We start from the raw sequence: 26986 nt of genomic DNA on the forward strand, positions 1-26986 counted from the left end.
TTCTCGTCAACATAAAAAGAGGCTATTTTATAGCCTCTTTTTGTTTGTTTTAAATTAAAGTATAATTAAAAAGCCCAATTTCCATTTTTAAAAATTTGTATAGTTTGGCCATCATGAGTTTCTCCAATTATATCTAGGTCAGCAGAACCAATCATAAAATCAACATGAGTTAAACTATCATTTATACCATATTTGTCGTACTCTTCTTTTGGTAAATCAGCACCACCCTTTATACAAGTAGCATAAGCTGAACCAAGAGCTAAATGACAAGATGCATTTTCATCATATAATGTGTTATAAAATACTACGTTAGTATCTGATATAGGTGATGAATAAGGAACTAAAGCAACTTCACCTAGGTAGTGAGAACCTTCGTCTGTTGCAATAAGATTCTTTAATGTTTCTTCTCCCTTAGTAGCAGAACATTCTATAATCTTTCCATCTTTAAGTGTTAAAGAAAAATCATCTATAACATTTCCACCATAAACTAAAGGTTTAGAACTATGTACAACACCGTTAACTTCATATTTATGAGGAAGGGTGAAAATTTCTTCTGTTGGCATATTTGGATTAAAATTAACACCAGTAGGGTCTACAGAAGCACCACTTTCCCAAGTATGATTTTCTGGTAAGCCAATAGTTAAATCTGTTTTAGCTGATTTATATTTTAATGTTTTAAAGTTCTTTTCATTTAAGAAATCAGTTTTTTCTTTTAAGTTTTTGTTATGTTGATTCCAAGCAGCAACAGGGTCTTCGTTATCAACTCTTGTACATTTGAATATTAAGTCCCAAAGTTTATCAATAGCTTCTTGCTCTGATATGTCTGGGAAGATTTTATGAGCCCAAGCTTTAGTCGGAACAGAAACTATACTCCACTTGCACTTGTCAGTTAATGTATAAGATCTCCATTCTTTTAATGCTATTCCAGAAGCTTTTTGATAGTTTGCTATTCTTTCAGGGTCTACATCTTTAAGTAAATCAGGATTTGCAGCATGAATACTTAAAAAAGCTCCTCCCTCTTTAGCGATATCAACGTATTGATCTGACACCCATCTAGGAAACTCATTGAATACTTCATCTGGTGCATATAAGTATCTTGATAAAGAGCATTCTTCGTCTGACCACTCTACAAATACATTTTTAGCACCATTTTTGTAAGCGCACTTAACTGCAAGTCTAACAAAATCTGCACACTCAATTGGAGTTCTAATAAGCAGAGTTTGGTTTGGTTGAATATTTACACCAACCTTAATTGCCAATTCAGCATATTTTTCTAAATTTGTATTAAAATCCATTTTAATCCTCCAAATATAAAATATAGTAATAATCATATTATAACATTATATATAGTTTTAATCATATTAAGAATAATCATGCACAAACTTATTGTTGTGGAGCTTTTATAAAATAAATATTAAAAAATTGTGCAAAAATCAAAATATTATATTTTAAAAATAGTATAAAAATCTTATAATAAAGTAGTGATAATAAATTAAGAAATAGATAACATCTAAATTAAATATATTTGTGATAGAGGATGGGAATACATTTCGGTTAGGAGGTTATAGATGGAGTTATATGATGCTATTTTTTATAGAAAAACTATAAAAAGTTATTCAAGCAAAACAATAAAAAAACCACTATTAAAAGAAATAAAAAACTTATGTGGAAATATAACTTATCTAAATAACGATTTAAATATTAAAGCCCATTTAATTGAGAGAGGACACTTAATACATTTTTTAATAGGTAAAGAATCAGGGGTAAGGGCTCCTCATTATATACTTATAACTTCGAATAAAGGTGAAGATTATCTACAAAATGTAGGTTTTGCCATGGAAAAGTTGATTTTAGAATTAACTTGTTTAGGAGTGGGAACTAGTTGGTTAAAATGCCAATTAAAAAGAGAAGATGTAAAAGAATTTGTACAATTAGATGAAGTAGATAGTGAGTATGATGAAGATGAAGACATGGTTATAGATGAAAATGAAGTCGAATATCCAGTTTCCTTATTAGCTATAGGCTATCCAGATGAATATGAAAGTTTATTTAGAAAAAGTAAAAAAAGTTATGATAGGAAAAAAATAAAGGAAATTTGTAAAGATTTTGATCCAAAATGGAAAGAGGTCTTAGAGGGAGTAAGGGTATCACCTTCTATCATGAATAAGCAACCTTGGGAATTTAAGATAAAAGATGACGGATTTGACTTATATGAATGCACTCAAAAACAAAAACTAAATATTGATGATGAAAATAAAATCAGTATGGGAATTGCGTTAAGACATTTTGATATATGTTGCAAAGAAAGGCAGTTAGAAGTAGAATACCTTAAAAGAAGTATAAAAGGTAGAAGAAAAAAAGAGTATTATATAAGTATTATAGATAAAAACCAAGAACAAAATTTAAATTCTTCTGAAAAGAACAGTTGACACAAAATAGAATAAATGTGATAATTATATAAACTTAACATTAATAAAAATAAAATAATTTGTATAACAGTCCAGAGAGGCTTGTACAATTATTTGATTTATTTATTAAATAAATTTTAGTAAAACAAAAAATATAATAAAGTCTTTTAAAATAGTCCAGAGAGGCTGATAAAGATAACACATAACTAATACTGATTATATTGTTTAGATTATGCATACAGAATCCTTATACCTCTTTTGGTGTAGGGATTTTTTTAATGGGCTTTATTAAGAGGGAGTGAAGAAAAATGATAAATGGAAAAGACAAATTAATTGTCGCTATTGACACAGATGATTTTAATAAAGCTAAGGAACTAATAGACCAGCTAGAAGACAGTGTAGACATATTCAAAGTAGGATTAGAGCAATATGTTGCTACTAAGGGAAAAACAGTAGATTATCTTAAGGAGAAAGGGAAAAAAATATTCTTAGACCTTAAATTCCATGATATACCTAACACAATGAAAAGTGCAGTTAGAGCTGCTGTAAGAGATAATGTTTGGTTAATGACAATTCACGTTTCTGATTTAGAAGGAATGAGACAATGTGCATTAGTAGCAAATGAAGAAGCGAAAAGATTAAACATAGAAAAACCTATAATTGTAGGAGTCACAGTTTTAACATCATTAAGCAACGAAGATTTACAAGATATAGGATGCAATATGACAACAGAAGAATTAGCTATAAAGAGAGCAAAACTTGCAAAAGAATCAGGAATAGATGGAGTAGTATGTTCTGCTAAAGAAGTAGACAAAATAGTAAAAGTGTGTGGCAAAGAATTTGTAACTATATGTCCTGGAATAAGGCCAGCTGCGTCTAGTGCAGGAGATCAAAAGAGAGTAGTAACACCAGCTCAGGCTATAAAAAATGGTGCTCAATATTTAGTTGTTGGGAGACCTATAACTCAAAGTGAAAATCCAAAACAATCAGCGATTGATATTGCAAAAGAAATAGAAAATGCTTAGGAGGCAAGAGATATGAAAGCAAAATTAATTTTAGAAGATGGAACGATTTTTGAAGGAAAAGCCTTTGGTTATTTAGAGGATTCTGTTGGGGAAGTTGTGTTTAATACTTCAATGACAGGCTACGGAGAAGTTTTAACAGATCCTTCTTACTACGGACAAATAGTAACAATGACTTACCCTTTAATAGGTAATTATGGAATAAACTTAGAAGATGTACAATCTAAGATGGTAGCAGTAAAAGGATTTATAGTAAGAGAAAAAAGTGATGCACCAAATAACTTTAGATGCGAAATGAGCTTAGATGTATATCTTAAGCAAAACAAAATAATAGGACTTGAAGGAATAGACACAAGAGCTTTGACAAAAATATTAAGAAATAACGGTACTATGAAAGGTATCATAACTATAGATAGAAACTCTGAATTAGATAATGTAAAACATAAACTAGAATCTTTCGATAATAGATCTGCTGTTATGACGGTTTCTAGAAATCAAGTAGAATATGTAAAAGGAAATGGACCTAAAGTTGCAATAATGGACTACGGTGTAAAACAAAATATAATAGATAATTTTGCACAGAGAGGATGCGACATAACTATATTCCCGGCTTTAACTTCAGCAGAAGAAGTATTAGCTACAAACCCAGATTTAATATTCTTATCAAATGGACCTGGAGATCCAGATGACTTAGAAGAAATAGTAAATAATGCAAAACAAATGATAGGAAAAAAACCTGTTGTAGGAATTTGCTTAGGACATCAAATTTTAGGAAAAGTATTCGGAGGAAAAACTTCAAAACTTAAATTTGGTCATAGAGGTGGAAATCATCCAGTAAAAGATTTAGAAGAAGATAGAGTATTTATAACTGCTCAAAACCACGGATATTATGTAAGTGAAGTGCCAGAGTGCATGAACGTTACTCAAATCAATTTAAATGATAATACAGTAGAAGGAATGAGACATAAAGAGTTGCCAGTATATAGTGTTCAATATCATCCAGAAGCTTGTCCAGGACCAAAAGACAGCACATATGTATTTGATAAATTTTTAGAATTATTATAATTGTTTAGAGGGAGAAAAAATTATGCCTAAAATAGATAGTATTAAAAAAACATTAGTATTAGGTTCAGGACCTATAATTATAGGTCAAGCAGCTGAGTTTGACTATTCAGGAACTCAAGCTTGTGGAGCTTTAAAAGAAGAAGGAATAGAAGTTGTACTTATAAATAGTAACCCAGCAACTATCATGACGGACAAAGAAGTTGCAGATAAAATATATATAGAGCCATTAACAATAGAAGCCATAGAAAAAGTAATAGAAAAAGAAAGACCAGACAGCTTACTTGCAGGTATGGGTGGTCAAACAGGACTAAACTTGGCTGTTGAATTAAGTGATGCTGGTATATTAGATAAATACAATGTAAAAGTAATCGGAACATCCATAGAGTCAATCAAAAAAGGTGAAGACAGAGATACTTTTAGAGAAACAATGAGAGAAATCAACCAACCAGTAATAGAAAGTGATATAGTTACCAACTTAGAAGATGGTCTTATATATGCAGATAAAATAGGATATCCAGTAATAGTTAGACCAGCTTACACACTAGGAGGAACTGGTGGTGGTATAGCTGATAACAGAGAAGAATTAACAGAAATATTAAACCACGGTTTGCAATTAAGTCCAGTAACTCAAGTTCTTTTAGAAAAAAGTATAAAAGGATGGAAAGAAATAGAATACGAAGTAATGAGAGATAGTAAAGGTAACTGTATAACTGTATGTAACATGGAAAATGTTGATCCAGTTGGAGTTCATACGGGAGATAGTATAGTTGTGGCACCAAGTCAAACTTTAAGTGATGTGGAGTATCAATTGCTTAGAACGGCTTCTATAGACATAATAAATGCTATAGAAGTGCAAGGTGGATGTAACGTACAAATAGCTCTTCACCCAGATAGATTAGAATATGCAATAATAGAAATAAATCCTCGTGTTAGTAGATCATCAGCACTTGCATCTAAAGCTACTGGTTATCCAATAGCAAAAGTTGCAGCTAAAATAGCCCTTGGATATACATTAGATGAAATAGAAAATGCAGTAACTAAAAAAACTAAAGCTTGTTTTGAGCCAACATTAGACTATGTTGTAGTAAAAATACCAAAGTGGCCATTTGATAAATTCAAACAAGCTAACAGAGTATTAGGAACTAAAATGATGGCTACAGGAGAAATAATGAGTATAGGAAGTAACTTTGAGGCTGCTTTACTAAAAGGAATAAGATCTCTTGAAATAGGGAAATATTCATTAATCCATAAACCATCTCAAGAAAGAACAATAGAAGAGTTAAAAGAAAGAGTTGTAATGCCAGATGATGAAAGATTATTTGATCTATGTGAAATGATTAGAAGAGGCTACAGCTTAGATATGATAGAAAAAATAACTGGTGTGGACAAGTGGTTCTTATACAGATTTAAATGGATAGTTGAACAAGAAGACAAACTTAAAAATATGAGAATAGAAGATTTAAACAAAGACTATTTGAAAAAACTAAAGAAAAAAGGATTCTCAGATAAAGGTATAGCTGACTTAATGAAAATAAGTCCAGGAAAAGTATATGAACTTAGATCTTTATACAATATAAATGCAGCCTATAAAATGGTTGATACATGTGGTGGAGAATTTGATGCACTATCTCCATATTACTACTCAACTTATGAACAATATGATGAGGTAGTAGTTAGCGATAAGAAAAAGATAATAGTTCTAGGATCAGGACCAATAAGAATAGGTCAAGGTATAGAGTTTGATTACTGCTCAGTACACTGTATCAAATCATTAAGAAACATGGGTATAGAGACAATAATAATAAATAACAATCCAGAAACAGTAAGTACAGACTTCGATATATCTGATAAGTTATATTTCGAACCATTAACAGAAGAAGAAGTTCTAAATATAATAGAAAAAGAAAATCCAGAAGGTGTCATTCTTCAGTTCGGAGGACAAACAGCTATAAAATTAGCTAAGTTTTTAAACGAAAAAAATATACCAATACTAGGAACTGATTTTGCTGATATAGATGCAGCAGAAGATAGAGAAAAATTTGATGAACTTCTTGAAAAACTTGATATAAATAGACCAAAAGGAATAGCTGTATGGTCTGTTGAAGAGGGTATAAATCATGCAAAAGAAATAGGATATCCAGTACTTGTTAGACCTTCATATGTACTTGGTGGGCAAGGTATGGAAATAACTTATGAAGAGGGCAAATTAGAATCATATTTAAAAAGTGCATTTGAAAGAGATAGCAAAAATCCTGTACTTATAGATAAATATCTAGTAGGAAGAGAAATAGAAGTAGATGCTATATGTGATGGAGAAGATATATTAATACCAGGTATAATGGAACATTTGGAAAGAGCAGGAGTTCACTCAGGAGACTCTATAACAATGTACCCAAGCCAAAACGTATCTGAACAAATAAAAGAAAAAATATTAGATTACACTAAGAAAATAGCCTTAGAACTCAATGTACTAGGAATGGTAAATATCCAGTTTATAGAGTTCAAAGGAGAACTATATATAATAGAGGTTAACCCAAGAGCAAGTAGAACAGTTCCATACATCAGTAAAGTTAGTAAAGTGCCAATAATTGACTTAGCTACAAAATGTATGTTAGGAGAAAAATTAAAGGACTTAGGATATGGTACAGGAATATACAAAACTCCAGAATTAATATCTGTAAAAGTTCCAGTGTTCTCTATGTCAAAACTTGCTAGAGTAGACGTAAGTCTAGGGCCTGAAATGAAATCTACAGGAGAAGTTTTAGGAGTAGGGGAAACTTTAGAAGAAGCTTTATATAAAGGATTTATGGCAGCAGGAAGGACTATATCAGATGATAGAGGGATGGTTCTTGCCACTATAAATGATCATGACAAAGAAGAATTTATGGAAATAGCAAAAGACATGAAAGAATTAGGGTATACTTTTTTAGCAACTGAAGGAACAGCTAAAATGCTAATAAACAATAACATAAATGCAATAACAGTAAACAAAATAGGAGAAGGAAAACCAAATATACTAGATGCAATAATGAATAACCAAGTAGATATGGTTATCAACACTCCTACAAAAGGTAACGATGCAACAAGAGATGGATTTAAAATAAGAAGAACAGCTACAGAGTACAATGTGGATGTAATGACATCTTTAGATACACTAAAAGCATTAGTTAAGGTAAATAAAAAACATATCAACAATAATGAATTAAAAGTTTATAATATAGCAGAATAGTTATCAACAAAAAGGCTGATTAATGTGGATTAATCAGTCTTTTTATTAATGGTTTTAATCTAATAGTACATTCTATTGTGCTGTGGTCTTCTATTTTTTTTATTATAATTCATATTTTTTGCATTACAGTAGAAGCGAGGATTTATATATGATTCAAAATTTGTAAATTCCATTAAAAACTTTTGTATACCATTTGATGCAGGGGATACTTCATCTAAACCAAAGTAAATTACTATACCCTGATCTGTTAAATAAAAAGATTGAGCTTCTGGAATTTCTACAACAGTATTAGGATAATAATAACTTGGGTTTTGACTGATTTTAAAATTTACAAAATCAGAAACGAGTTTCAAATAATCCACACCAGGTCTAAAAACATCTTTAAGTAAAATTTGCTTTCCTGTTAATAAGTCCGTGTTATAGCTGTACAGTTCATTATATTGTAGATTATCGTTATCCATAGCTGTTAGATGTAAAGTTAAGCTAAGTACATGATTTTTGTTAAATGTGAGATCGTAATTAGAAAAAACTTTATAATTTATTTTTGTTTTATTACCATCTGAGTTCTCTGTATTAATTTGTTGCTCTTCTTCTAAAATTCCATTTTTAAATGTATAAACAGAAGATCTTATTGTTTCATTTAGATTTTTTAAAATATCCTCATTAACTTGAAAATAGCCATTTTTAACATTATAAATCACAGGATATTTTAAGTTATAATAAAAATACTCATTTTGTCCTATGTCTTCTACATACTGAATATATAAAGTATTAAAAAGACACGCATTATTAACCTGAGTGTTATTCATATTCAATTCCTCCTAGACAAATAATTTACATTAGTAATTTATATGCAAATTAAAATTAAATAATAATAGATAGATATAAAAGGCTATAAATATTGGAATTATCAAATCAAATTAAAGTATATAAACTGATTAAAATACCTAAAATAAAATTAATTAGTGTGATATAATACATAGGATTAGTAAGATATTTAGGAGGATACATATGTTATTATTAGCAGATAAATGGAAAGATTATGAACTTATAGATATGGGTAACGGAGAAAAATTAGAACGTTGGGGAGATGTAGTCCTTAGAAGACCAGACCCTCAAGTTATGTGGCCTATAAGAAATGAAAGTGGTTTATGGAAAAATCCTCACGGTCATTATCATAGAAGTGCAAAAGGTGGAGGACATTGGGAAACTAAAAAGAAATACCCACAAAAATGGACTGTAAATTATAAAGGTCTAAAATTTAATATAAGTCCTACTGGATTCAAACATACAGGTTTATTCCCAGAACAAGCGGCAAATTGGGATTGGCAAATGGAAATGATAAAAGGTGCTAAGAGACCAATAAAAGTACTTAACTTATTTGCTTACACTGGAGGAGCTACAGTAGCATGTGCAGCAGCAGGAGCGGAGGTTTGTCATGTAGATGCATCTAAAGGTATGGTAACTTGGGCAAAAGAAAATTTACAAACATCAGGTCTTGGAGATAGAAAAGTAAGATTCATAGTGGATGATGTCGTTAAATTTGTTGAAAGAGAAATAAGAAGAGGAAATAAATACGATGCCATAATAATGGACCCTCCTTCATATGGAAGAGGACCAAAGGGAGAAGTATGGCAAATAGAAGAGAAATTATATGGTTTAGTTGATTTATGTACAAAAGTATTATCAGATGATCCTTTATTCTTCTTAATAAACTCTTATACAACTGGTTTATCTCCAATAATTCTTGAACATATATTAGATGCTACAGTTGCTAGAAAAGCTAATGGTGGAAATATATATGCTGGAGAAATAGGAATACCAACATCAAGAGACGGAAAAGTTCTTCCATGTGGTATATTTGGAAGATGGGAGAGTAAATAATAATGGTTAAGGTTATATATGAAGATAATCATTTATTAGTAGTAGAAAAGCCTGTTAATATACTATCTCAAGGAGATAATACTAATGATGATGACATGGTAAATCTTCTAAAGAAGTACCTTAAGGAAAAATATAATAAGCCAGGAAATGTGTTTGTTGGTCTTGTACATAGATTAGATAGGCCTGTAGGAGGTTGTATGGTATTTGCAAAGACCTCTAAGGCAGCTTCTAGACTATCAGAACAAGTAAGGAGTAAATCTTTTAAAAAGACATATAGAGCTGTTATACATGGAAATATGAATAAAAAGTCAGATAATCTTGTAGACTATCTGTATAAAAATAAAAAAACTAATATGGTTAGTGTAGTTAGTAAAAGTACAAAAGAAGCTAAAGATGCTAAACTTTCATATGAAACGCTAGATTCTCAAAAAGGATTTAGCCTTATACAAATAGATTTACAAACAGGAAGACCACATCAAATAAGAGTGCAGTTTGCAAGTAGAAAACATCCTTTATTTGGAGACCAAAGATACGGTCAACATTTAAATAAAGTTGGGCAACAAATTGCTTTATGGTCTTATAAAATAGAAATACAACATCCAACAACAAAAGAAAAAATGGAATTTGTATGCGATGTGCCAAAAGAATATCCGTGGGATATATTTGCATACTAATGAATTATAAATTTTTTTATTGTAAGGAAATTATGTGTAAATAATAAGGAGATACAATGGAAAGATATAAAGGGTTTTATATTGATAAACCTTATGGAAATAATATTTTTTCTTATGAAGAAAGAGAAAATAAAAAAATTTTTGTACCAAAGCTAATTGAAGGTGATTTAGAAGATGTGCAAATTGGAGACAATATAGTTTTTAATGAAATTGATGAAGATAATGAAATAAAAGCTACAGGTCTTAAAAACTTGGTAAAATATAAATTTGAAGATAAAACTATATATATTTTTGACAATCACAATCATGCCTTTTATTTTTGGATAAAAAGTTTAAAAAATAAAGAATTTACAAAAGGGTGTAAATTAGTTCATGTGGATCAACATAAAGACATGAGAGAGCCTAATCATTATAATGTAAATATAGACAGTTTGAATGACGTATTTATGTATACTAATCAAGTACTAAACGTAGGAAACTTTATTCAACCTGCATTGAAGAAAGAAATTTTTTCACAAGTTACAATAATTGATAGTTCTTATGGCTTTGATGCCAAAATTGGTGGAGAATATGTGCTAGACATAGATTTAGATATATTTTCGAAAGATATGGACTACATACCTTATGATTTTAGATTAAATAGAATTAAAGAATTAATACAAGGAGCAAAAGTTATAACTATAGCTACGAGCCCATATTTTATAGAACAAGACTATGCCATAAAGGTATTAAAAGAACTATTTAATTGTGATATAATAGTATAGTTAAATAAGGATGATTTTTAAATTAAATTTAGGAGGAGCATTAATATGAGTTTATTAACTGAATGGAGAGCTTTAAGTGAAAATCTTGAAACTCAAGAAGCGGAAGTGAAATTTTGGGAAGAATACTTAAAAGTAGAAGCTGGAATATACAATGAATTATTAAATAAAAAAATAGAAGTTATAGAAGGGAAAGTTGCTGACTTAGCGGCATCTCATGATACTTCTGTTGAATACTTCATGGGATTCATAGATGGAATAAGTGAAAGTTTAAAAGAAGATATAGTGTTAGAAGAAATAGAAGCTGATTCTGAAATATCTTTAAAAGTAGATTTCGAAAAATTATACTTCAACATGTTAAATGTAGAAGCTGAATGGTTATATACTTTACCAGGCTGGGAAGAAATATTATCAGCAGAAAAAAGAAAAGAAATAGAAAAAGCATACAAAAAAACTAAAACTGTTGTTAAAGAAAATAGAGTTGGAAGAAATGATCCATGCCCATGTGGAAGTGGAAAGAAATACAAAAAATGTTGTGGAAAATAAATAATTTAGGCTACCTTTTAATGAGGTAGCTTTTTTTATTACAAAACAAAAAAACTATAATTAATCAAGAATGTGAAAAAAACTATTGCAAGGTAGTTACAAAAATGTAACAATATATATGTAGTTATTACAAAAAGATTACAATTTAAATTGTATCAGATTAGGGGGGAAAATAAATATAGTTTAAATACTATATAGAATAATATGAAGAATTTTAAAAGAAAATTAATAACCTTATTATTACTTGTTACAATGATTATGCCGGTGTTAGCAACACCAACTCAAATAGATGCAGCTTCAAAAAGTAGTAAGTCAACGAAAGTTGTAAGTTTTGCAAAAAAACAATTAGGAAAAAAATATGTTTGGGGAAAGTCTGGTCCATCTACATTTGATTGTTCTGGATTTACATACTATGTTATAAAGAAGACTACAGGTAAAAGTATCTCAAGAACTTCGATTACACAAAGTAAACAAGGAAAGTATGTAAGTAGAAAAAAATTAAAAAAAGGTGATTTGGTGTTTTTTGCTACAACAGGAAAAGGACGAGTATCTCATGCAGGCATCTATATAGGTAACAAAAAATTTATCCATGCATCATCTACTAAAGGCAAGGTTGTAATATCAAGTATGGCAAGTGGTCATTACTACAAAACTTTTGTAAATGGAAGAAGAGTAATATAAGTTTTAAATATATAAATTAAAAAGCTATAAATGGCTGATTTAAATCAGCCATTTATAGCTTTTTCTATAGCATCAATTATTTTGTTTTTGAAATTATTAATATCTGTTTTTTGTATTTCTATTGGTACTTGAATTTTTTCAAATAAATCAAATATCATATCATCTGTAAATTCACATACACCTGTATCACCAATTATAACATTATCATACTGTCCATACTGTTGTCTAATATCATAAATATCTACTGCGTTTATAAATTTATTTAGTTCATCAAATTTAATAACCCAGCCAGGCGTTATATATAAGTTGTCATGGTTGTTTTTTATTTCATCTCCAATTATTAACTCTATACAATTAGAATCTTTAAAGGTAATTAAATTGTCATAGCCTTTTAGAAACTCATGAAACATATAATGACACTTACTTCCGTAAAGCAAAACTATCTTATCTGACTGTATGCAATCTAAACTACTAGTAATTACACTTTTTAGTTTGTCCAAGTTAGTATGAAGTCCAAATGGTAGATATTTTACATTAATGTCTTCTTTAAATAACTTTTCTTTTTTTATATCTTCTAAAATTTTATTTAATTCTGGTTCAAATACTCCACAAGATAAAATAAATATATTCATATGTAAGAAGCCCCCTTTTTTATAAGCACAAAAAATACTTTCCTAAATACATTATATATTAGAAATTATTATATATATATGGGAACATATTAATCTAGTACATTGATTAGATTTAACAAAATATGTTTTTTATCAACATATGAACAAAATATCCTCTAAAACATACTATAAATTAAAACCATATGTTAAGGAGGACAACTATGAAAGAGGGAGATATAGTTGTTAGAAAATCTTATAATAGAGATATTATATTTAAAATAATAGGATTTTCTAAGGACGATAAAAATAAAAAAGTTGCCATGTTAAAAGGTGTGGCTTTTAGATTAATGGCAGATGCATACTTGGATGATTTAGAATTGGTGGAAGAAAATGACACTAGGGGGATTTTGATAGATAAAAATGTTCAAAGTTTATTATATAGATCAGTGGTTAATGCAAGGGAAAGACAAAATTTGTATAGAGGAGCTCCTAAACTGCAATCCAGTAGCAATGTATACGGTATTCCAGGAAAGGTGCTCCAAATAGACGGAGACAAAGAATATTTAAAAATATGCTTAGATGTTTATACTGAATTAGGAATACCAGCTGTCGGAGTAGCCATACCAGAAGCAAATCAGCATAAAGAAGTAAGAGCGCTTTTAGAAAAGCATAAACCCGATATTTTGGTTATAACAGGGCATGATGCTATCACGTCTAAAAAGGGAAATTTAAAAGATATAAATAACTATAGAAATTCTTATAACTTCATAAAATGTGTTAGAGAAGCTAGAAAGTGGCAACCTGATTTTGATGGTCTAGTTATATTTGCAGGTGCATGTCAATCCAATTATGAGCAAATAATAAGAGCAGGTGCAAATTATGCGAGTTCTCCAGGAAGAATAATGATACATGCCCTTGACCCTGTATTTATTGTTGAAAAAATTGCTTGCTCAAGAATTGATATGGTAGTACCGATAGAAGAAGTAATAGAACAAACAATAACAGGATATAAAGGAATAGGGGGTTCTGAAACTAGAGGAAAATTTAGATGGGCAATGCCTAGATTAATATAATTTTATATTAAAAATATATTTTTATAAAATTATACTGTATTCTTTAAAAATACTATTGACAATTGCTTTGAAAATATATAAAATAATTAGTTAAAACATTTGACAAAGACCTCTTTTTATGATATTATGTAAACATAGAAACTAAAAGAGGGTGATATTATGGCTACTGTTCAAACTTTAGATAACATTAGACTGAATTTGGAAAAACATCTAGGTAAAAAAATAATATTGAAAGCAAATAAGGGAAGAAAACAGATTACAACCAAAAGGGGAATACTAGAAAATGTTTATCCTAGTGTCTTTATAGTGAAGCTAGAAGCAAGCGGAAGTGGATATCAAAGAGTATCTTATAGTTACTCTGATCTGTTAACAGAAAATGTAAAATTACAAGTTTTTAAAGATAGTAAAGTAGAAGACGATAAATTAAGCGTAAGTTAAATTATACCTATTAAATTAGGTGTAATTTTTTTTTGCTCTCTTAAATATAAATATAGTGTGATAGTTTATTTATATTTAGGAGGGACAAATATGGAATTAATTAAGGATATAATCAAAATAGATAGCAGAGTTGACTTTGGGAAGTATCAAACATTTATTGAATCGGAGGCGGTAGTGCCAGATATTAAATCAGACGTTTATGAAATAGTTGATACTCAAGGGTACATAGCATTGAGTAAAATTGATGTATCAGATGGAAAACTTGTATGTAGAGGAAGCTTTAATTACAATGTTATGTATATAGCAGATGATAAAAGTACTTTATCTAATGTTTGCGGAAAAATAGACATAAATGAGGTTGTAGAGAAAGATAATATAGTTCAAGATATGGAGTATATGCTATATCCAGAGGTAGAACATGTTGATTGTACAATTTTGAATGAAAGAAAGATAAGAGTAGGAGCTCTTATGAATATTAAAGGAAGTTTATTTGAAAAACAAAGATTAGATATCGTAAAAGATGTTTCTCAAGTTGAATGCATTCAAAAACACAGAAAAGAAATAGTATATCAAGATATTATTGGTATAGAAAAAACAGAGAGTGTAATAAGAGACACTATAGCTATAAGCTCAGAAGAGGTAGCTGCAATAATAAATATTACACCTGTGGTAAAAGTTAAGGAAAGCAGAATAGCAGACAATAAAGTTATAATAGGTGGAGTTTTAGAAATTAGTCCTCTAGCATGCACTTGTGAAGGTGACATTGTAGAGTTAGACAAGGTAGGTATTGATTTTACACAATTTATTGAAGTTCCAGGAGCTTTTGACGGAATGAGAGAAGAAACCTTATTAAGTATAGGTGATTTTAATTACAATTTCAAAGACAATAGTGAAAGTAATACAGCCATGTTAGAAATAGAATGTACAGTATGCTGTAAGGTAAAAGTTACTGATGAAGTAACTAGAGAAGTATTACAAGATGCATATTCTCCACAAAAAATTGTAAAATTTGATCATAGACTAATAAATTTAAACAAAGCATTATGTTCTATGTCAGAAATATTTACAGTTAGAGATACTTTAAGTATAGATGATGATAACATGCAAGTAAAAGATATAGTAAGTGTGTGTCCATCAATATCTATAGAGAATGCTTATGTAGAAGGAAATAAAAGCATAATTCAAGGAATAATAAAAGTTGTAATATTATTTGTTCCTGTTGAAGGGGAGAAAATGATATATAAGTTATCAGAAGAAATTCCTTTTGAAAATGATGCAGTTATTGAAAATTTAAGTGATACTTGCTCAATATTTAATACAGTTTGTATAGATAAAGTTGAGGCAGATTTAAATAGAGACGAGATAGATTTAGTAATAAAGGTGAAAAGATTCACAGAAGCTATAGATAAGAAATCAGAAAGTTTTATTATAAAAGGTGAAGACCAAGGAGATTATGACCTTTCAACAGCCCCTAGTATAATAGTATATATTTGCAAAGAAGGTGACAATCTTTGGGATATAGCTAAAAAATATAATACAACAGAAGAAGAAATAGCAGATGTAAATGAAATTAAAGTAGAAGAACCAATTAAGCCAGGAAAATGCTTAATTTTACAAAAAAAAGTTACAATGATAGATTAGTAAACTAACAAAAGCAATAAAATAATAGGGGATAAAACCCCTATTATTTTGTTTTTGTAGTATAATAATTATAATTCGAGAATCCATTATACTAAGTGCAACCACATACAAGGAGGATGAAATGAATTCTATAGAACTGAAAAGTAGAGCGAAGATTAATTTATCTATAGATGTATTAGGAAAGAGACAAGATGGATATCATTTAGTTGAAATGATAATGCAAACTATTGACTTATTCGATATTATAAAAATTTTTTCACTAGATGAAGATACAATAATAATAAATAGTAATAGTGAAGATATACCTGTGGATAGTAGCAATATAATGTATAAAGCTGCTAGTTTGATAAAGCAAGAATTCAATATAAAAAAAGGTATAGAAATTTACATAGATAAAAATATACCTGTTGCTGCTGGTATGGCAGGTGGAAGTAGTAATGCAGCCGCAGTTTTAGTTGGACTGAACAAATTATGGAATCTTAATTTGAGTAAAGATAAGCTTAAGGAAATGGGTTTACAGCTGGGAGCTGATGTTCCTTTTTGTATTGAGGGAGAGGCATCATTGGCAGAAAATATTGGAGAAAAATTAACAAATATAGAGGGTTTATCTCAGGATGCATTTATTGTGGTGTGTAAACCAGAATTATTTGTGTCTACAAAAGAAGTATATGAGGCTATAGATTCTAAAATTATTAAAAAAAGGCCAGATAATAAATTATTAATAAGGCTATTAAAAGAAAATAACATAGAGCTATTATCAAAGAGTATGTATAATGTCTTAGAATCCGTTACTAAGGAAAAATATCCTGTTATTAATGAGATAGAGAAAATTATGATAAACAATAGGGCATTAGGAGCTATGATGAGTGGAAGTGGACCAACAGTTTTTGGATTATATAACAACGAAGAAGATGCAGAAAAATGTAAAAAAATTTTACTAGAAAACTTCAAACAAGTATATCTTGTAAAAAGCCATAAAAAGGGGGTTGAAATAAATGGATAGTTTAACAAAATTAAATCTAGATAATTATAAGCCGTTAAGAGATGTAGTATTTGAAAATCTAAGAACAGCTATCTTAGAAGGTAATTTAAAAGCAGGTAAAAGACTTATGGAAGTGCAACTGGCAGAACAATTAGGGGTAAGTAGAACTCCAATAAGAGAAGCTATTAGGAAATTAGAACTTGAAGGTTTAGTAGTAATGTTACCAAGAAAGGGTGCTTATGTGGCTAATATGTCATTTAAAGATTTAATAGACGTATTAGAAATAAGAGCAAGCTTAGAAGGATTAGCAGCATCTTTAGCGTCAGAGAGACTAAGAGATGAAGACATTGTTGAGTTAGAAAGAGTTGCAAAAGAATTTGAAAAAAGTGTAAGAGAAGCTGACATAGACACAGTATTAAAAAAAGATGTAGAATTTCATGAGAAGATATTTTTAATGGCAAATAATAAAAAACTATATCACTTAATAACTTCTTTATGGGAACAAGTGCATAGATTCAGAGTGACGTATGTATCAAACTATGAGGCATCTTTAAGCCTAGTGGATGAACATAATAGAATACTAGAAGCAATAAAATCAGGTGACTCTGAATTAGCTAAAAAGTATGCAACAGAGCATATAGAATTGGCAGAACAATTTTTTATGGATAACACAGTAAATAATTAAACTTAAATGGGAATTATATTTTGAAGAAGGCTTAGCCTTCTTTTTTTATTGTTTATAATACATAATTTAAAAGGATTAATTTCATCGAAGTTACTGTCTAAAATAAATTTTTATTGTATGTGTTACAAAGCAAATTTCTGTATAAAAAAATAATAAATGGATACACTCAAAATATGAATTAATTTTTGAGGGGGATTATTATGAAAGCAAAAAATATAAAAAAAAGAATATACATACTGTTTAGTATTTTAATTACCATATTATTATTAACTACGCTAGTAATATCAAAAGAAATAACTAAAATAGAGGCATGTAGTTATGATTATAAGGAAAAATTAATAAGATTTCATGTTATAGCTAATAGTGATACAGATGATGATCAAGAATTGAAATTAAAAGTTAGAGATGCGGTTATAGCTTATTTACAACCAAAACTTGAAAATTCTAAATCAATAGAAGAAAGTGAAGCAATTATAAAAGATGAATATGATAACTTAGAAAAAATAAGTAAGAATATTATTTCTGAAAACGGATATGACTATAGCGTTAATATTGGCTTGCAATATAGTGACTTTCCGGCTAAGCAATACTCAAGTGTAGTTTTGCCAGCAGGTAAATATAAAGCTTTAAAAATTATAATAGGAGAAGGTAAAGGTAAAAACTGGTGGTGTGTAATGTTTCCTCCTCTTTGCTTTGTAGATGAACAAAATGGAGTAATAGATGAAAAAACTGATGAAAAGCTAAAAGAAATACTAACACCACAAGAGTATGATTTAATAATGGCTAAAAATCAAACTAAAGTAACTAATTTAAAATTTAAATTTAAGATAACAGAAGTATTTCAAAATTTATTTTAAATCAAGAATAAGACAAAAAAGGAGTGACTTTAACTATGGATAGGTGCTATAAAACACTTATAGTATCACTATTAGTTTTAGGCAATTTGTTTGTATCTATAAAACAAATATATGCACTAGAATACTATTATTTAGACAATAAAACAGAAAATTGTTTTTTGCAAATAAAAGAACAAGATGAGAAAAAAGAAGCAGTTATAAATCTTAATGATGAACAAATAATGTTATTATCAAAATTAGTAGCGGGAGAAGCTAGAGGCGAAAGTTATGAAGGTCAAGTTGCTGTAGCAGCAGTTGTAATTAACAGAGTGAAGGACTCTAGGTTTCCAGATTCTTTAGAAGGAGTTATATATCAAAAAAATGCATTTTCTGTAGTGAAAAATGGAACTATATATGCAGAGCCAACAAGTTCTACATACAGAGCTGCTCAGGAAGCACTATACGGAAGTGATCCAACTAACAATGCAATATATTTCTGGAACCCAGATATATCTACATGTAATTGGATAAACACATTAAATCCTTACTTAAGAATAGGAAATCATGTTTTTGCTAAATAATATATAATTTTAAATAAAAAAGTAAAGGAGTTTTTACTCCTTTATTTTTTTTATAAAATAAATTATAATTATCATTTAGATAGTAAAATATAAAACGAAATGCTTTACTTAAAAAAGCCATATTTAGAAGGAGGCAATGTATTGGAAGTTAAAATTAATATCCATACGATTCAATATAATGAATATGGAGAAAAAAATGATATAAAATTAAATGCTACGGGGACTTTATATGAAAAAAGAGATAATACCTATGTAGTTTATAGAGAAAAAGAGGATGGAAAAGAAACGACAACATCTATTAAAATTGAAAATGATAAAATAACGATAAAAAGATTTGGTGAAATAAATTCAACTATGATTTTTAAAGAAAATCAAAAAATTAATTCTAATTATACAACACCACAAGGGATGTTTAATGTAGAAACAAAAACTACAAATTTAAGTATAAAAAACGAAGAAAATATTATCATTGAGATAGATTATAATATAGAAATAATAGATATGTTTAAAGGTCGTAATAAAATAAAAATAAATATTTATCAATAAATAAAGTTAAAAAATAAATATTTTTAATGGAATAAAATTAAAGGTAGTTAAAATACTACCTTTTGTTTCATTTATTTGTTATCATTATAACTATAGTGTTTAAAAAATATTCTTAAAAAATAGGATAAATATAAACAAGGATTTGAAGTTTTTTTATAGAAAATAGTACTAGTAGTTAAGAATTTCATTAATTAAAAATTGATGCAAATAAGTAAGACAATTAAATTAATTATTGATAAAATTAATTGTAATAGAGGTATAAAATATGATATTTGAGAAAACGCTAAGTACGATAAAAAAATACAACTTAATTGAAAATGGAGATAAAATTGTGTTAGGACTTTCTGGAGGACCTGATTCAGTTTGTCTATTACATATATTGAGTAGATTGAGAGATGTTCTAGACATAGAAGTTTATGCAGCACATCTGAATCATCAGATTAGAGGTATGGAAGCTCAAAAGGATGCTTTATATGTTTCTCAATTGTGCGAAAGTTTAGGAGTAACTTTTTTTGTTAAATCTATAAATGTACCACAATATTGTAAAGAAAATAAGTTGTCTCTAGAAGAAGGAGCAAGAAAGTTAAGATATGAGATGTTCTTTGAAATAAAAGAAAAATTAAATGCTAATAAAATAGCTATAGCTCATAATATGAATGATCAAGCTGAAACCGTTTTAATGCGTATGATGAGAGGTACAGGCTTACAAGGATTAAAAGGTATAGATTATATAAGAGATGATGCTATAATTAGGCCTATTTTAGAAATTGAGAGATCTGAAATAGAAGCTTACTGCGAAGAGTATAAATTAAATCCAAGAATAGATGCTACAAACTTAGAAAACATATATACAAGGAATAAAATTAGACTAGATCTTATACCATATATGAAGGATAATTTTAATTCTAATATAATAGAAGCCATAGTAAGAATGAGCAATGGCTTAAGAATAGACAATGATTACATAGAAGAAGAGGCTTTTAAGAAATTTAAAGAAGTAGCTTTTATAGATGGATATAACTTGGAAATTAAGTTAAATAAATATATGAATTTACATAAGTCATTAAAAAGTAGAATTATTAGATTAGGAATAAAGTATGTTTTAGGAGACACAAATTTTATAGACCAAAAGCATGTTGAGGAAGTTTTAGACTTAGAAGATGAAAATAAGATTGATAAAAAAATAGTTCTCCCAAGAGGATTATTTGTTTATAGACAAAAAAATAAACTGGTATTTACAACAAAAGAAATTATATTTGAAGAAATAGAATTCTCTTATAAAGTACCTAAAAATGGGTTTGTCAAAATAAATGAAGCTAATATAATTATTGAAACTGAAACAATGCCTATAAATAGGTATAAGGCTTTGAAAAGAGATAAATCATTAAAATGGTTTGATTGTAATAAAATTAAAGGGGGGATAGTTGTAAGAAGTAGAAAGCCAGGGGATAAAATAAAACTTTCTATGGGAAGTAAAAAATTAAAACAATTATTCATAGATTTAAAAATTCCAAAAGAAGAAAGATGTAAAGTTCCAGTTATGCAAGATGATAATGGAATTTTATGTGTTGGAAATTTTAGAAATAGTGAATCATATAAGGTTGATGAAACCACAAAAGAAGTCTTAAAGATTTGCTTTAAGAAAATTTAGAATTAAAACAACTTATGAAAGGAGGGCTTCTTTTGAACAAAATTTTAAAAGGAGCAGGTTTTTATCTGTTACTGTTTATGATAATAATAGGCATAGTACAATTCTCAGGGACTCAGACAAATAAAGTTGAAGAGTTGAAGTTTTCCGAAGTTTATAAAAACTTAACTGAAGAAAATATATCGAGAATACACTTTGTGGATGGAACTTCTATAGAAGGAGTAATAAAAGATTCAAACAAGAAGTTTACATCATATATACCAAATGAAATATTAGGAGATAAACTATCTAATGAGATATTGAATCAAGCAGTGGAAAATAAATTAGTATTTGATGGAGAAGCACAACCGCAAACGCCTTGGTTTGTAAGTATGTTACCGACTGTTCTTCTAATTGGATTTATGATTATAATATGGTTTGTCTTTATGAACCAGTCTCAAGGTGGAGGCGGAAAGGTTATGAGTTTTGGTAAATCTAAAGCCAGGGTTCATAAAGATGATGAAAAAACAAGAGTTACATTTAAAGATGTGGCTGGACTGTCGGAGGAAAAAGAAGATCTGCAGGAAGTTGTAGATTTCCTCAAGAACCCCAAGAGGTATATTAATTTAGGCGCTAGAATTCCAAAAGGTATACTAATGGTTGGTCCTCCAGGTACAGGGAAAACATATTTATCAAGAGCTGTTGCAGGAGAAGCTGGGGTGCCATTTTTCAGCATAAGTGGTTCTGATTTCGTTGAAATGTTTGTAGGTGTTGGAGCATCGAGAGTAAGAGATTTATTTGAACAAGCGAAGAAAAGTGCACCTGCAATAATATTCATAGATGAAATAGATGCTGTTGGTAGAAAAAGAGGTGCTGGACTTGGTGGAGGTCATGATGAAAGAGAACAAACTCTAAATCAACTTCTAGTAGAGATGGATGGATTTGGAGTTAATCAAGGAATAATAATCATGGCTGCAACAAATAGACCAGATATTTTAGACCCTGCATTACTTAGACCTGGTAGATTTGACAGAGAGGTAGTGGTTGGAGTACCGGATGTTAGAGGTAGAGAAGCTATATTTGAAGTTCATTCAAAGAATAAACCTTTAGCACACGATGTAAATAAAGAAGTGTTAGCTAAGAGAACGCCAGGGTTTACTCCAGCAGATATTGAAAACATAATGAATGAGGCTGCTATATTAACAGCTAGAAAAAGAGAAAAAGAAATTCATATGGAGACTATAGAGGAAGCTATAACAAAAGTTATGGTTGGTGTAGCTAAAAAATCTAGAGTTATCAGTGAAAAAGATAGAAAGCTTACAGCTTATCATGAAGCAGGTCATGCTATTTGTATGCATATACTTCCAAATGTAAGCCCGGTTCACCAAGTAACTATAATACCTAGGGGTAGAGCTGGTGGATTTACTGAACCTCTTCCTAAGGAAGACCAAATGTATGGTACTAAAAATGAAATGTTAGAGACTATAGTTATGGCTCTTGGTGGTAGGGTTGCGGAAGAATTAATCATGGAGGACATCTCAACAGGAGCATCTAATGACTTAGAAAGAGTTACAACAATAGCAAGAGCTATGGTAACAAAATATGGTATGAGTGAAAAAATGGGACCTATGGTATACGGAGACAGTGATGATGAAGTATTCTTAGGAAACAGCATAACAACTAAGAAAAATTACTCAGAAGAGATAGCTTTTGAGATAGATAAAGAAGTTAGAGATATAGTTGAAAATGCTTATGCGGAATGTAAACAAATATTAAATGATAATATGGCTAAATTACATTATGTTGCAAAAGGATTACTACTATATGAAACATTAGATTCAGCTCAATTTGTGGAAGCATTTAATGAAGAGTTATCATTAGATGAAAAAGATGTATTTGCAAAAAGAGAAGAATCAAAAGTTATTATTGATGATGAAGAAGAATATACACAAGAAGAACCTAATGAGGAAGAAAAGGTTAGTTTACGTAAATCAAAATTAGAAGAGTTTAAACTGCCAGAAGATGATAATAAGTAATTTAAACAGAAAAACAGGGCTTGCATTAAAGCCCTGTTTTTATTTATATATAATATAATTAGTGTATAATTAATTTATAAAAAAATGCGAAATAATAGAGGTGAAGTATGAGAGATAAAATAATAGAAGCTATTTTAGACAGTGGATCGGATTTTGTATCGGGAGAGGAATTATCAAAAAAGCTAGGTATATCTAGAACAGCTATATGGAAACATATTAATGTTTTACGAGAATCAGGCTACAATATAGAATCTGTTAATAAAAAAGGATATAGGTTAATTGGGTCACCAAAGGATTTATTAAACCCACAGAATATCTATCATAATTTAAAAACAGAAACTATAGGAAAAAATATAATTCATCTTGAAAGTGTAGATTCAACTAATGATTACTTAAAGAAAATAGGTAATAATGCTGAAGAAGGAACTGTAGTTATAAGCGAAGAACAAACAAAAGGCAAAGGAAGATTGGGGAGAAATTGGCAATCAAAACCCAAAGAAGGTATATGGATGAGCATAATACTTAAACCAGAGATTATACCATACAAAGCTCCTTTTATAACTTTAATAGCAGGAGCAGCTATATTAAAAGCATTAAATAACTTACAGGTACCTGCAAAAATTAAATGGCCAAATGATATTATTATAAACAATAAAAAAGTAAGTGGAATACTAACTGAGCTATCTGCCGAAATTGAAAGAATCAACTATGTGGTAGTTGGAATAGGTATGAATGTGAAGAACCTAGACTTCGATAAAGACTTAGAAGAAAAAGCAACATCGTTATATAAAGAAAATTATCATTTATCAAGAGTAGAAATAGTATCACAGGTGCTTTATGAATTTGAAAAGCTATATAATGATTATATAAAAAATGATTACAAAGATGAAACTTTAAAAATTTGCAAAGAATACTCAGCAATACTAAATAAAGATGTATATATAATTAAAGGTGATGAGAAGGAACTAGTCAAATGCATTGATATTAGTGATAACGGAAATTTAATAGTAAGGGATGCTAACAATAACGTACAAGAAATTTTATCTGGAGAAGTTTCAATAAGAGGAGTTAAAGGATATGTATAATAATATTTTGGATGTAGAGGGGTTGAAAGTTGGTCAAATAGAAGATACAGGTGCGTTAACTGGTTGTACTGTTGTAATATGTGAAGAAGGCGCAACTTGTGGAGTTGATGTTAGAGGATCTGCTCCAGGAACGAGAGAAACAGATTTGCTAGATCCAATAAATTCAGTTCAAAAAGTACATGCAGTAGTATTGTCTGGAGGATCAGCTTTTGGATTAGAGTCTACATGCGGTGTAAGTAAATATCTAGAAGAAAAAAATATAGGTTTTGATGTTGGAGTTTGTAAAGTACCTATTGTAACAGGAGCTGTATTGTTTGACTTAGGTGTAGGAGATTATAAAGTAAGGCCAGATAAAGAAATGGGATACAAGGCCTGTTTAAATGCCAGTGAAACTGAATTAAAGCAAGGTAACTATGGAGCAGGATGTGGAGCAACTGTAGGAAAAATAAAAGGATCGAACTATGTAACAAAAGGTGGAATAGGAAGTTGCTCAATTAAGCTTGATAATGGTATAGTAGTATCGGCATTAATAGCTGTTAATGCTTTTGGAGATATATATGAGGACGGAAAAGTAATAGCTGGAGTGCTAAACGATGACAAAACAAAATTATTAAATACATATGAAATAATGAAGTCAGGGTTTGTAAAAGGTGGATTTAAAATAGACAATACAACTATAGGCATAGTTGCAACTAATGCCAAACTAACAAAAGCACAATGTAAAAAAATATCTCAAATGGCTCATGATGGATATGCAAAATCCATATTTCCTATACACACACCTCATGATGGAGACGCAATATTTACTATGTCAACTGGAAAAATACAAGTTGATTCAGATATTACTCTATTAGGAAGTCTAGCAGCTGAGGTAGTAGAAAAAAGCATTATAAATGCCATAAAAAATGCTAAAAACATAAAAAATATTATTTCTTATAATGAATTAGAAAATGACAAATAATAATATCATACAAAAAAGTTGAACTATATATGTTTATAATATTGTTGACAATGCAAAAAGTCGCTGTTAAAATTGTCTTGTTATATAGCTGACATCTTCTAAGCGAAGAGTCTGACTTAGTTGACATTTAAGAGTCGCAAAAGTCAAAACTAAATAAAACTAAAATAGTCCGGCATCTTTTAAGAGCTGGAACGGGGGTGTATTTTTATTATGATTAACACACGAGCATCAGCACAAAGAAGGTTAAATGTAAGGAAAATGACTATAATAGGAGTTTTATCTGCAATTTCTATTATGATGTCAATGTTACCATTTATAGGTTATATACCTATAGGACCTATAAAAGCAACTATAATGCATATACCAGTTATTATAGGCGCGATTATAGAAGGTCCATTAGTAGGCGCAACAATAGGGTTGATATTTGGATTAACAAGTTTATGGAACGCAATAACACAACCAGTACTATTGTCGCCATTATTTATAAATCCACTAGTGTCTGTACTTCCTAGAATACTAATAGGAATAGTAGCTTATTATGTATATCAAGGTGTATACAAGTTAAGCAAAAAGGTATATGCTTCAGGATTTGTAGCAGGTATAATAGGATCTATTGCTAATACGGCTGGCGTTTTAGGTATGATTTATATACTATACGCAGATAAATACCTAGCACTTATGGAACAACAAGGATCAAGCGCAGCTAAATTATTATTTGGCGTTGTTTTAACAAGTGGAGTACCAGAAGCTTTAATCGCAGGATTGATAGTATCTGCAGTTTCAGTGGCACTAATAAGAAAAGGCAAAAAATAGAAAGAAGGTTTAAACATATGCTATTAGTATTTGATATAGGAAATACAAATATGGTTATAGGTGTATACGAAGGAAAGACTTTAGTAAAAGACTGGAGGATATGTACAGATATACACAAAACATCTGATGAGTATGGAATGTTAATAAGTAATTTATTAACTTATGATAAAATAAACTTAAAATCAATTGATGATGTAATAATATCCTCAGTTGTTCCCAATGTAATGCATGCTTTAGAAAATTTTTGCATAAAGTATTGCGACAAAAAGCCTATGATAGTGGGTCCTGGAATAAAAACAGGACTAAATATAAAATATGATAATCCTAAACAAGTAGGAGCAGACAGAATAGTAAATGCTGTGGCTGCGATTGAAAAATACGGAAGTCCACTAATAATAGTAGACTTTGGAACAGCTACAACGTTCTGTGCCATATCTGAAAAAGCAGAGTATCTAGGTGGAACAATATGTCCAGGTCTTAAGATATCAAGTGAAGCATTATTTAATGGTGCAGCAAAACTTCCTAGAGTTGAGCTTCTTAAGCCAGGTAAGACTATTTGTAAAACTACAGTGGAAGCAATGCAATCAGGAATAATATATGGGTACGTTGGACAGGTAGAAAAAATAATATCAATGATGAAAAAAGAATTACGTAGTGAAAATATAAAAGTTATAGCTACAGGAGGATTATCTTCTCTTATTCATTCAGAAACTGATAGCATAGATTATGTAGATAGATTTTTAACTTTAGAAGGATTAAGATTGATACACGAAAAAAACAAATAAAAGTCACAGAGGAATT

26 protein-coding genes are annotated in these 26986 nt (G+C 29.5%); 23 read left to right on the forward strand and 3 right to left on the reverse strand.

All coding sequences use genetic code 11. The features are described 5' to 3' along the window. Positions 1–65: 65 nt before the first annotated feature. Positions 66–1295 (reverse strand): aminopeptidase, encoded by a 1230-nt coding sequence (locus tag JW646_RS09665; protein WP_228417333.1) that lies wholly within the window; start codon positions 1293–1295, stop codon positions 66–68. Between the two features lie 273 nt (positions 1296–1568). Between JW646_RS09665 and JW646_RS09670 the strand changes: the two genes are divergently transcribed. The 4 genes from JW646_RS09670 to carB all read left to right on the forward strand — a co-directional run bounded on the left by JW646_RS09670 (position 1569) and on the right by carB (position 7724). Further along, entirely contained in the window at positions 1569–2429 is an 861-nt protein-coding gene (locus JW646_RS09670; protein ID WP_148558518.1) for a nitroreductase family protein, read from the forward strand. Positions 2430–2716: 287 nt separating this feature from the next. Next, the gene (gene pyrF / locus JW646_RS09675; RefSeq protein WP_228417334.1) at positions 2717–3433 is read left to right on the forward strand and encodes an orotidine-5'-phosphate decarboxylase; all 717 of its coding nucleotides are present in this window, start codon (positions 2717–2719) and stop codon (positions 3431–3433) included. Positions 3434–3445: 12 nt separating this feature from the next. Then, positions 3446–4495, forward strand: coding sequence for a glutamine-hydrolyzing carbamoyl-phosphate synthase small subunit (gene carA, locus JW646_RS09680; protein WP_074920270.1), 1050 nt, complete (start codon positions 3446–3448; stop codon positions 4493–4495). A gap of 22 nt (positions 4496–4517) precedes the next feature. Then, positions 4518–7724, forward strand: a complete 3207-nt coding sequence (gene carB / locus JW646_RS09685) for a carbamoyl-phosphate synthase large subunit (RefSeq protein WP_228417335.1) — start codon at positions 4518–4520, stop codon at positions 7722–7724. Between the two features lie 59 nt (positions 7725–7783). On the opposite strand, the gene JW646_RS09690 is transcribed toward carB, so the two are convergent. Further along, a complete protein-coding gene (locus JW646_RS09690) occupies positions 7784–8533 on the reverse strand; it encodes a DUF3298 and DUF4163 domain-containing protein (RefSeq protein ID WP_074920272.1) in 750 nt (249 codons plus the stop codon). 202 nt (positions 8534–8735) lie between these two features. Here JW646_RS09690 and JW646_RS09695 point away from each other — a divergent pair, with 202 nt between their 5' ends. The 5 genes from JW646_RS09695 to JW646_RS09715 all read left to right on the forward strand — a co-directional run bounded on the left by JW646_RS09695 (position 8736) and on the right by JW646_RS09715 (position 12270). Beyond that, the gene (locus JW646_RS09695) at positions 8736–9608 is read left to right on the forward strand and encodes a class I SAM-dependent methyltransferase (RefSeq protein ID WP_074920273.1); all 873 of its coding nucleotides are present in this window, start codon (positions 8736–8738) and stop codon (positions 9606–9608) included. Positions 9609–9610: 2 nt separating this feature from the next. Beyond that, positions 9611–10282: an RluA family pseudouridine synthase gene (locus JW646_RS09700; protein WP_074920274.1), complete on the forward strand. Its 672-nt coding sequence runs from the start codon at positions 9611–9613 to the stop codon at positions 10280–10282. Between the two features lie 56 nt (positions 10283–10338). Continuing rightward, positions 10339–11046: a peptide arginase family protein gene (locus tag JW646_RS09705; RefSeq protein ID WP_228417336.1), complete on the forward strand. Its 708-nt coding sequence runs from the start codon at positions 10339–10341 to the stop codon at positions 11044–11046. Between the two features lie 45 nt (positions 11047–11091). Then, the gene (locus tag JW646_RS09710) at positions 11092–11589 is read left to right on the forward strand and encodes an SEC-C metal-binding domain-containing protein (RefSeq protein ID WP_018590141.1); all 498 of its coding nucleotides are present in this window, start codon (positions 11092–11094) and stop codon (positions 11587–11589) included. A 204-nt stretch (positions 11590–11793) separates the two neighbouring features. Further along, positions 11794–12270: a C40 family peptidase gene (locus JW646_RS09715; protein WP_148558524.1), complete on the forward strand. Its 477-nt coding sequence runs from the start codon at positions 11794–11796 to the stop codon at positions 12268–12270. A gap of 44 nt (positions 12271–12314) precedes the next feature. Here the strand turns inward: JW646_RS09715 and JW646_RS09720 are convergent, their stop codons facing one another. Beyond that, positions 12315–12902: a DUF1638 domain-containing protein gene (locus tag JW646_RS09720; protein WP_148558525.1), complete on the reverse strand. Its 588-nt coding sequence runs from the start codon at positions 12900–12902 to the stop codon at positions 12315–12317. Between the two features lie 200 nt (positions 12903–13102). On the opposite strand from JW646_RS09720, the gene yabG reads away from it, so the two are divergent. The 14 genes from yabG to JW646_RS09790 all read left to right on the forward strand — a co-directional run bounded on the left by yabG (position 13103) and on the right by JW646_RS09790 (position 26970). After that, positions 13103–13954, forward strand: a complete 852-nt coding sequence (gene yabG / locus JW646_RS09725; protein WP_074920277.1) for a sporulation peptidase YabG — start codon at positions 13103–13105, stop codon at positions 13952–13954. Positions 13955–14113: 159 nt separating this feature from the next. After that, positions 14114–14392 carry a Veg family protein gene (locus JW646_RS09730; protein ID WP_074920278.1) on the forward strand — a complete coding sequence of 93 codons (279 nt, stop codon included), beginning with the start codon at positions 14114–14116 and terminating at the stop codon, positions 14390–14392. 90 nt (positions 14393–14482) lie between these two features. After that, entirely contained in the window at positions 14483–16033 is a 1551-nt protein-coding gene (locus JW646_RS09735) for a DUF3794 and LysM peptidoglycan-binding domain-containing protein (protein WP_074920279.1), read from the forward strand. Between the two features lie 121 nt (positions 16034–16154). Continuing rightward, positions 16155–17036, forward strand: coding sequence for a 4-(cytidine 5'-diphospho)-2-C-methyl-D-erythritol kinase (ispE, locus tag JW646_RS09740; RefSeq protein WP_228417337.1), 882 nt, complete (start codon positions 16155–16157; stop codon positions 17034–17036). Next, positions 17029–17700 carry a GntR family transcriptional regulator gene (locus JW646_RS09745; RefSeq protein ID WP_074920281.1) on the forward strand — a complete coding sequence of 224 codons (672 nt, stop codon included), beginning with the start codon at positions 17029–17031 and terminating at the stop codon, positions 17698–17700. The genes ispE and JW646_RS09745 overlap by 8 nt, the downstream gene beginning before the upstream one ends. A gap of 200 nt (positions 17701–17900) precedes the next feature. Next, entirely contained in the window at positions 17901–18557 is a 657-nt protein-coding gene (gene spoIIR, locus JW646_RS09750; RefSeq protein WP_228417338.1) for a stage II sporulation protein R, read from the forward strand. Between the two features lie 35 nt (positions 18558–18592). Continuing rightward, a complete protein-coding gene (locus JW646_RS09755; RefSeq protein WP_074920283.1) occupies positions 18593–19117 on the forward strand; it encodes a cell wall hydrolase in 525 nt (174 codons plus the stop codon). A gap of 141 nt (positions 19118–19258) precedes the next feature. Next, complete coding sequence (locus JW646_RS09760) at positions 19259–19663, forward strand: DUF1934 domain-containing protein (RefSeq protein WP_228417339.1); 405 nt, start codon at positions 19259–19261, stop codon at positions 19661–19663. Between the two features lie 265 nt (positions 19664–19928). After that, complete coding sequence (gene tilS, locus JW646_RS09765; protein WP_148558530.1) at positions 19929–21314, forward strand: tRNA lysidine(34) synthetase TilS; 1386 nt, start codon at positions 19929–19931, stop codon at positions 21312–21314. 32 nt (positions 21315–21346) lie between these two features. Then, positions 21347–23326: an ATP-dependent zinc metalloprotease FtsH gene (ftsH, locus tag JW646_RS09770; RefSeq protein ID WP_270304633.1), complete on the forward strand. Its 1980-nt coding sequence runs from the start codon at positions 21347–21349 to the stop codon at positions 23324–23326. 107 nt (positions 23327–23433) lie between these two features. Continuing rightward, positions 23434–24411: a biotin--[acetyl-CoA-carboxylase] ligase gene (locus JW646_RS09775; protein ID WP_228417341.1), complete on the forward strand. Its 978-nt coding sequence runs from the start codon at positions 23434–23436 to the stop codon at positions 24409–24411. Beyond that, entirely contained in the window at positions 24404–25372 is a 969-nt protein-coding gene (locus JW646_RS09780) for a P1 family peptidase (protein ID WP_228417342.1), read from the forward strand. The genes JW646_RS09775 and JW646_RS09780 overlap by 8 nt, the downstream gene beginning before the upstream one ends. 210 nt (positions 25373–25582) lie before the next feature. Next, positions 25583–26185 carry an ECF transporter S component gene (locus tag JW646_RS09785; RefSeq protein WP_187359330.1) on the forward strand — a complete coding sequence of 201 codons (603 nt, stop codon included), beginning with the start codon at positions 25583–25585 and terminating at the stop codon, positions 26183–26185. Positions 26186–26202: 17 nt separating this feature from the next. Next, positions 26203–26970, forward strand: a complete 768-nt coding sequence (locus JW646_RS09790) for a type III pantothenate kinase (protein ID WP_074920290.1) — start codon at positions 26203–26205, stop codon at positions 26968–26970. Positions 26971–26986: the final 16 nt, after the last annotated feature.

The organism is Terrisporobacter hibernicus, from assembly GCF_020809405.1.
Taxonomy (GTDB): Bacteria; Bacillota; Clostridia; order Peptostreptococcales; family Peptostreptococcaceae; genus Terrisporobacter; species Terrisporobacter petrolearius.

Coding starts and splice junctions, on each gene's coding strand:
- JW646_RS09665 (WP_228417333.1), bottom strand. CDS start 1,295: ATGGATTTTAATACAAATTTAGAAAAATATGCTGAATTGGCAATTAAG.
- JW646_RS09670 (WP_148558518.1), top strand. CDS start 1,569: ATGGAGTTATATGATGCTATTTTTTATAGAAAAACTATAAAAAGTTAT.
- pyrF (WP_228417334.1), top strand. CDS start 2,717: ATGATAAATGGAAAAGACAAATTAATTGTCGCTATTGACACAGATGAT.
- carA (WP_074920270.1), top strand. CDS start 3,446: ATGAAAGCAAAATTAATTTTAGAAGATGGAACGATTTTTGAAGGAAAA.
- carB (WP_228417335.1), top strand. CDS start 4,518: ATGCCTAAAATAGATAGTATTAAAAAAACATTAGTATTAGGTTCAGGA.
- JW646_RS09690 (WP_074920272.1), bottom strand. CDS start 8,533: ATGAATAACACTCAGGTTAATAATGCGTGTCTTTTTAATACTTTATAT.
- JW646_RS09695 (WP_074920273.1), top strand. CDS start 8,736: ATGTTATTATTAGCAGATAAATGGAAAGATTATGAACTTATAGATATG.
- JW646_RS09700 (WP_074920274.1), top strand. CDS start 9,611: ATGGTTAAGGTTATATATGAAGATAATCATTTATTAGTAGTAGAAAAG.
- JW646_RS09705 (WP_228417336.1), top strand. CDS start 10,339: ATGGAAAGATATAAAGGGTTTTATATTGATAAACCTTATGGAAATAAT.
- JW646_RS09710 (WP_018590141.1), top strand. CDS start 11,092: ATGAGTTTATTAACTGAATGGAGAGCTTTAAGTGAAAATCTTGAAACT.
- JW646_RS09715 (WP_148558524.1), top strand. CDS start 11,794: ATGAAGAATTTTAAAAGAAAATTAATAACCTTATTATTACTTGTTACA.
- JW646_RS09720 (WP_148558525.1), bottom strand. CDS start 12,902: ATGAATATATTTATTTTATCTTGTGGAGTATTTGAACCAGAATTAAAT.
- yabG (WP_074920277.1), top strand. CDS start 13,103: ATGAAAGAGGGAGATATAGTTGTTAGAAAATCTTATAATAGAGATATT.
- JW646_RS09730 (WP_074920278.1), top strand. CDS start 14,114: ATGGCTACTGTTCAAACTTTAGATAACATTAGACTGAATTTGGAAAAA.
- JW646_RS09735 (WP_074920279.1), top strand. CDS start 14,483: ATGGAATTAATTAAGGATATAATCAAAATAGATAGCAGAGTTGACTTT.
- ispE (WP_228417337.1), top strand. CDS start 16,155: ATGAATTCTATAGAACTGAAAAGTAGAGCGAAGATTAATTTATCTATA.
- JW646_RS09745 (WP_074920281.1), top strand. CDS start 17,029: ATGGATAGTTTAACAAAATTAAATCTAGATAATTATAAGCCGTTAAGA.
- spoIIR (WP_228417338.1), top strand. CDS start 17,901: ATGAAAGCAAAAAATATAAAAAAAAGAATATACATACTGTTTAGTATT.
- JW646_RS09755 (WP_074920283.1), top strand. CDS start 18,593: ATGGATAGGTGCTATAAAACACTTATAGTATCACTATTAGTTTTAGGC.
- tilS (WP_148558530.1), top strand. CDS start 19,929: ATGATATTTGAGAAAACGCTAAGTACGATAAAAAAATACAACTTAATT.
- JW646_RS09775 (WP_228417341.1), top strand. CDS start 23,434: ATGAGAGATAAAATAATAGAAGCTATTTTAGACAGTGGATCGGATTTT.
- JW646_RS09780 (WP_228417342.1), top strand. CDS start 24,404: ATGTATAATAATATTTTGGATGTAGAGGGGTTGAAAGTTGGTCAAATA.
- JW646_RS09785 (WP_187359330.1), top strand. CDS start 25,583: ATGATTAACACACGAGCATCAGCACAAAGAAGGTTAAATGTAAGGAAA.
- JW646_RS09790 (WP_074920290.1), top strand. CDS start 26,203: ATGCTATTAGTATTTGATATAGGAAATACAAATATGGTTATAGGTGTA.